The sequence below is a fragment of the Spirillospora sp. NPDC049652 genome (assembly GCF_040675125.1).
Classification (GTDB): domain Bacteria; phylum Actinomycetota; class Actinomycetes; order Streptosporangiales; family Streptosporangiaceae; genus Spirillospora.
In genome coordinates this window covers 1-5,192 of the sequence record NZ_JBFAOF010000514.1, presented here as the reverse complement: position 1 = coordinate 5,192, position 5,192 = coordinate 1, and the positions used below count along the sequence as shown (strand labels likewise).

3 protein-coding genes are annotated in these 5,192 nt (G+C 71.6%); all 3 read left to right on the top strand.

The genetic code is table 11. The annotated features are described in order from the left end of the window. The coding region (locus tag AB0J52_RS26610; protein WP_500185035.1) for a LuxR C-terminal-related transcriptional regulator at positions 1-540 on the top strand (540 nt) is incomplete at its 5' end. Between the two features lie 85 nt (positions 541-625). Next, positions 626-1,279, top strand: a complete 654-nt coding sequence (locus AB0J52_RS26605) for a carbonic anhydrase (protein ID WP_500185034.1) — start codon at positions 626-628, stop codon at positions 1,277-1,279. Positions 1,280-2,035: 756 nt separating this feature from the next. Next, on the top strand, positions 2,036-5,192 hold a 3,157-nt coding region (locus tag AB0J52_RS26600), incomplete at its 3' end, for a HAMP domain-containing protein (RefSeq protein ID WP_500185033.1).

The window sequence follows — 5,192 nt, the reverse complement described above, 5'->3', positions numbered from 1 at the left end:
GTCGCCGAGGCCGCCACCGCCCAGGACGCCGTCACTCGCGCCGCCCAAGGCGACATCGACGTGGTGCTGATGGACCTGCAGTTCGGCAGGGGCGCCATGGGCGGAGCCGAGGCCACCGCCCAGATCACCGCCCGCCCCGGGGCCCCTCGCGTCCTGATCGTCACCACCTACGACTCCGACGCCGACACCCTGCCCGCCATCGAAGCCGGCGCGACCGGCTACCTCCTCAAGGACGCCCCGCCCGAAGACCTGGCCGCCGCCGTGCGCACCGCCGCCGCCGGACGCACCACGCTGGCCCCCGCGGTCGCCGACCGCCTGATGAACCGGCTGCGCACTCCCGGCGCCACCCTGACCCCGCGCGAGACGCAAGTCCTCACCCTGGTCGCCGGCGGCCTGTCCAACCAGGCCATCGGCAACCGCCTCCATCTCACCGAGGGCACCGTCAAGTCCCACCTGGCCCGCATCTACGCCAAACTCGGCGTCGACTCCCGCACCGCCGCCGTCGCCACCGCCACCGACCTCGGCCTCATCCGCCGCTGATCCCGCGCGGTCCGGCGGTCCTCGACGCCGCCGACGGCGGACCCGGTCGCGCGATCGCGGGGGCCCGGGCCGTACTCTTCGGGCCATGACCACGAGCCCGACACCGACGCCGTCACCGACGCCCGATGCCGCCTTGGCGATGCTGCTGGCCGGCAACCAGCGGTTCGTCGCCAGCGCGCCCGCGCATCCCAACCAGGACGCCGCCCGCCGCACCGAGACCGCTCCGGCGCAGCGGCCGTTCGCGGTGCTGTTCGGGTGCTCGGACTCCCGGCTCGCCGCTGAGATCATCTTCGACCAGGGACTGGGCGACCTGTTCGTGGTGCGCACCGCCGGGCACGTGGCCGGCACCGAGGTGCTGGGCAGCATCGAGTACGGCGTGAGCGTGCTGGACTGCCCGCTGGTCGTGGTCCTGGGCCACGACTCGTGCGGGGCCATCGCCGCCGCCCGGACCGCCGCGGACGGCGGCCAGGTCCCGGCCGGGTTCGTCCGCGACGTCGTCGAGCGGGTCACGCCCAGCGTGCTGAGCGCCCGCGCGGCCGGGCGCGTGTCGGACGAGGAGATCCTCCACGAGCACATCCGGCACAGCACCGACCTGCTGATGGAGCGCTCGCAGGTGCTGGCGGAACGGGTCGCCGCCGGAACCCTGGCGGTGGCCGGCCTCTCCTACCGCCTCGCCGACGGCACCGCCCGGCTCGTCACCGCCCACGGGCTGAGCGACACCACCGCCCCGCCCGAGTGAGGCCCCGGAACTCGATCAGTTTCTCGCCGCGGCCGACGGAGGCGCTGCCGCGCTTCCTCCGCAGCGAACGAACTCCCAGATTTCACCGGCTCCGTTCGCGCCCACCGTGGCCGAAGTCGGCCCGATCATCTGCGGCGTATGCGAGACCGATTTCGGCGTGTCCGATGCCGACCAGCGCGCTGACCAGTGCGCTTTGAAGCGTCCGCTCTAGAAATGTCGGTTTGGTGCCCCTCGCAATAGATGGGGTCGGCGAGGGGCCGTTTCTCGTTCTCGTCCGGTGCTCTTGCCGCGCCAGCGACCGGGCGGCCAAGATCTGTCCCCGGCGGCGTGATCGCGTCGCGGCACCCCCCGCTTCAACGCGTGTGGGGAACTGTACTGGCCGGACTTCCACGTCGACCACAAGCACACCATCGAGTACTGGATGCAGTACTACAAGTAACCCGGAGCGGCCCGTCCGTCCTTTCGTTCGGACTCATGCGTCCGACTCGGGCCGGATCCGCTGGGCGTCGACTTCTCGTTCCTTGATGACCTGAGAGGGCACGTCCGGGCTGGTGGTGGGTCCGGACGGCTGGTCGCCATCGGCTTCCTGGAGGGCGCGGGCGTCGGCTGGGCAGCCGGTCGCCGCTCACGCCCTCGTCCCGTCGGCGCGGGTTGGCTGAGTAGTCTCTTCCCGTATCCGTCATGCGGCAGGACCGGTCCGGTCGTTCGTGATGCGGACGGCGCCTCGCGGTTGGCGGGGGGAGACGAGGAGTCGACATGAGCGGGCTGGCCAGTGGGGACGACGTCCAGGACGGTCACCGTCCGGACCGGGGGGCCGAGGCCGGCGAGGCCGGGCTGCGCAGGTTGCTGGCCGGGCTGACGGCGGTGCGCGACGGCGACTTCGGCACCCGGCTGCCGGACGACGCGGACGGGCTCCTCGGTGAGATCGCCGGCGTGTTCAACGGGATGGTGGACCAGCTGTCGCTGTTCACCTCCGAGGTGACCCGCGTGGCACGCGAGGTCGGCACCGAGGGCCGCCTCGGCGGGCAGGCGAAGGTGCCCGGCGTCTCGGGGACCTGGGCCGATCTCACCGACTCGGTGAACGCCATGGCGGGCAACCTGACCACGCAGGTCCGTGACATCGCGCAGGTGGCGACGGCGGTGGCGAAGGGCGACCTGTCGCAGAAGATCACCGTGGACGCGCGCGGGGAGATCCTGGAGCTCAAGGACACCGTCAACACGATGGTCGACCAGTTGTCGTCGTTCGCCGACGAGGTGACCCGCGTCGCCCGTGAGGTCGGCAGCGAGGGGCGTCTCGGCGGGCAGGCCGACGTCAAGGGCGTGTCGGGGACCTGGCGGGACCTGACCGACTCGGTGAACTTCATGGCGGGCAACCTGACCGGCCAGGTGCGGTCGATCGCGCAGGTCGCGACCGCGGTGGCCAAGGGCGACCTGTCGCAGAAGATCACCGTGGACGCGCGCGGGGAGATCCTGGCGCTGAAGACGACCATCAACACGATGGTCGACCAGCTGTCGTCGTTCGCCGACGAGGTGACCCGCGTGGCGCGCGAGGTCGGCACCGAGGGCAACCTCGGCGGCCAGGCCACCGTCCGCGGCGTCAGCGGCACCTGGAAGGACCTGACCGACAACGTCAACGTGATGGCGTCCAACCTGACCGGCCAGGTGCGGTCGATCGCGCAGGTGGCGACCGCCGTGGCGCGCGGCGACCTGTCGCAGAAGATCACCGTGGAGGCCAAGGGCGAGGTCGCCGCGCTGGCCCAGGCGATCAACGCCATGGTCGGCACGCTGTCGGCGTTCGCCGACGAGGTGACGCGGGTGGCGCGGGAGGTCGGCACCGAGGGACAGCTCGGCGGGCAGGCGCACGTCCCGGGCGTCGCCGGGACGTGGAAGGACCTGACCGACAACGTCAACTCCATGGCCAACAACCTGACCAACCAGGTCCGCAACATCGCGCAGGTGACGACCGCGGTCGCGCAGGGCGACCTGACCAAGAAGATCGACGTGGACGCGCGCGGGGAGATCCTGGCGCTGAAGACCACCATCAACACGATGGTCGACCAGCTGTCGTCGTTCGCCGCCGAGGTCACCCGCGTCGCCCGCGAGGTCGGGAGCGAGGGGCGGCTCGGCGGGCAGGCCGAGGTCGAGGGCGTGTCGGGGACCTGGAAGCGGCTCACCGAGAACGTCAACGAGCTGGCCGGGAACCTGACCCGGCAGGTGCGCGCCATCGCCGAGGTGACCAGCGCGGTCACCTCCGGCGACCTGACCCGGTCCATCACCGTGGACGCCTCCGGGGAGGTGGCCGAGCTCAAGGACAACATCAACCTGATGGTGGAGTCGCTCCGCGAGACCACCCGGGCCAACCAGGAGCAGGACTGGCTGAAGACGAACCTCGCCCGCGTCTCCGGCCTGATGCAGGGACACCGCGACCTGGCGGCCGTCGCCGAGCTGATCATGGACGAGCTGACCCCGCTGGTGTCGGCGCAGTACGGCGCGTTCTACCTGGCCGCCGAGGACACCGAGGGGCTGGAGCTGGAGCTGATCGGCTCCTACGCCTACCCCGAGGACGGTGACCCCGCCGGCCCGTCACGCCCGACCCGGTTCCGCGCCGGCCGCTCGCTGGTGGGCCAGGCCGCGCGGAGCCGGCAGACGATCCTGGTGGCGGACGTCCCGCCCGGCTACCTGGCCGTCTCCTCGGGGCTGGGCGCCGGCGACCCGGCCAGCGTCATCGTGCTGCCGGTCGTGGTCGAGGACCAGGTCCTCGGAGTGATCGAGCTGGCGTCGCTGCGGCCGTTCGGGCCGGTGCAGCGCGACCTGCTGGAGCAGCTGCGGGAGAACATCGGCGTCAACGTCAACACCATCATCGCCAACGCCCGCACCGACGAGCTGCTGGCCGAGTCCCAGCGCCTGGCCGGTGAGCTGCGCGCCCGGTCGGAGGAACTGCAGGCGCGGCAGGAGGAGCTGCAACGCTCCAACGCCGAGCTGGGGGACAAGGCCGCGCTGCTGGCCGCGCAGAACCGCGACATCGAGACCAAGAACCTGGAGATCGAGCAGGCCAGGCAGGAACTGGAGGAGCGGGCGCGGCAGCTGTCGCTGGCCTCCAAGTACAAGAGCGAGTTCCTGGCCAACATGAGCCATGAGCTGCGCACGCCGCTGAACTCGCTGCTCATCCTGGCGCAGCTGCTCGCCCAGAACCCCACCCGCAACCTGACCCCCAAGCAGGTCGAGTACGCCGGCATCATCCATTCGGCCGGCTCGGACCTGCTGCAGCTGATCAACGACATCCTCGACCTGTCCAAGGTCGAGGCCGGCAAGATGGACATCGCTCCCGAGCAGGTTCCGATGCGGCACCTGCTGGACTACGTCGAGGCCACGTTCCGTCCGCTCACCGGTCAGAAGAGCCTGGACTTCCGGATCAGCGCCGCGCCCGGCGCGCCCGTCGAAGTCCTCACCGACGGCTCGCGGCTGCGGCAGGTCCTGCGCAACCTGCTGTCGAACGCGGTGAAGTTCACCGACAGCGGCAGCGTCGAGCTGCGGATCGAGCCCGCCGACCCGTCCGAGCTGCCCGCCGACGCGCGGGTGCACGGCCCGGCCGTCGCGTTCCGCGTCATCGACACCGGCATCGGCATCGCCGAACACCAGCTCGAATCCATCTTCGGCGCGTTCCAGCAGGCCGACGGCACCACCAGCCGCAAGTACGGCGGCACCGGCCTCGGGCTGTCGATCAGCCGGGAGATCGCCTACCTGCTCGGCGGCGCCATCGTCGCCGACAGCGCCATCGGCCGCGGCAGCACCTTCACCCTCTACCTGCCCGTGGCGCGACCCGACCTCCAGTCCGACCCGCGCCCGGTCGAGGCCGCCGCGCGGCCCGCACTGGAACCGGGCGGCCCCGAGCCGGACGCACCGGGAATCGCCG